Genomic DNA, 952 nt, shown 5'->3' with positions numbered 1-952 from the left:
ATCCATCGAGCAGCTCTGGGACGCCATCGCCCGCATCATCCAGACCTACTCACCGCAGGAATGCGCAAACTACTTCGCCGCCGCAGGCTACGATGCAGACTGATCCGAAAATGCTCTAGGTTGCTCGAATGTAGATCGGCGTCCAAAACGGGACCCTCTCCATTCTGACCAAGCCGCTGATCTAAAAGACTCTTCTGGCAGTAGCTTGCATGACATCGGCACCGCTCGGGACCCCACGTCGGATAACTTTCTTCATTCACGTCAGTCGGTTATCGGAATAGCAATGGGGGTCCGTTTTGGACGCCGATCCACAGTTACACCACTGTCTGAGCGGCCTAAGACACTCCACTACGATTTGCTCGTGGAACATCGACGCACAATCCGGATTGTCAGACTGACACCATTGAGGAAATGGATATGGACGACCCGCGCGTTTGGACTTTTGAGGAAAGCCTTTGGACGGGGGACGCTGATCATTATCGCGAGCTCGTCGACGATGCCTGCCTGATGGTTCTGCCATCAGAACCGCACGTGCTTGGAGGTAGTGCGGCCATTGAAGCCGTATCCCATACGCCCCGCTGGACGAGCGTGGACATCACAGAAGGGCAAATCTCACGTCCCGAAGAAGGCCTGATTGTTGTGGCTTACAAGGCACACGCTGAAAAGGATGGAGCAGCGGGCTACGAGGCTTGGTGCACGTCCACATACCGGAGGCTTGAGCATGATGTGTGGCGGGTGGTTCAACATCAACAGACCCCGCCGCTTTCCGTCGGCTAGCGCAAGCTGAAGCGGCGAGATGCTACGCGGTCCGTACTAGGCCGTGTGGACAAAGTGGATTCCCAAATCGCTTGATCGCTGATTCAAGGCTGTTCTTTGCGGAGAGCAGCCTTGGTTCGTGGTTTGATGTCGGATGCGGAGTGGGCGTTCTTCGAGCCGTTCGTGGTCGAGACGG

General features: G+C 56.3%; 1 protein-coding gene and 1 pseudogene. Both read left to right on the top strand.

The genetic code is table 11. The features are described from left to right. Positions 1-103: pseudogene (locus tag ACP7AU_RS17710) on the top strand (IS630 family transposase); the annotation flags it as partial. Positions 104-417: 314 nt separating this feature from the next. Beyond that, positions 418-777: a DUF4440 domain-containing protein gene (locus ACP7AU_RS17705; RefSeq protein ID WP_426052277.1), complete on the top strand. Its 360-nt coding sequence runs from the start codon at positions 418-420 to the stop codon at positions 775-777. Positions 778-952: the final 175 nt, after the last annotated feature.

This window comes from Brevundimonas sp. SL161, from assembly GCF_049896985.1.
Classification (GTDB): domain Bacteria; phylum Pseudomonadota; class Alphaproteobacteria; order Caulobacterales; family Caulobacteraceae; genus Brevundimonas.
The sequence above is the reverse complement of the archived record's forward strand: the minus strand, read 5'-3'. Positions and strand labels throughout refer to the sequence as shown.

Coding starts and splice junctions, on each gene's coding strand:
- ACP7AU_RS17705 (WP_426052277.1), top strand. CDS start 418: ATGGACGACCCGCGCGTTTGGACTTTTGAGGAAAGCCTTTGGACGGGG.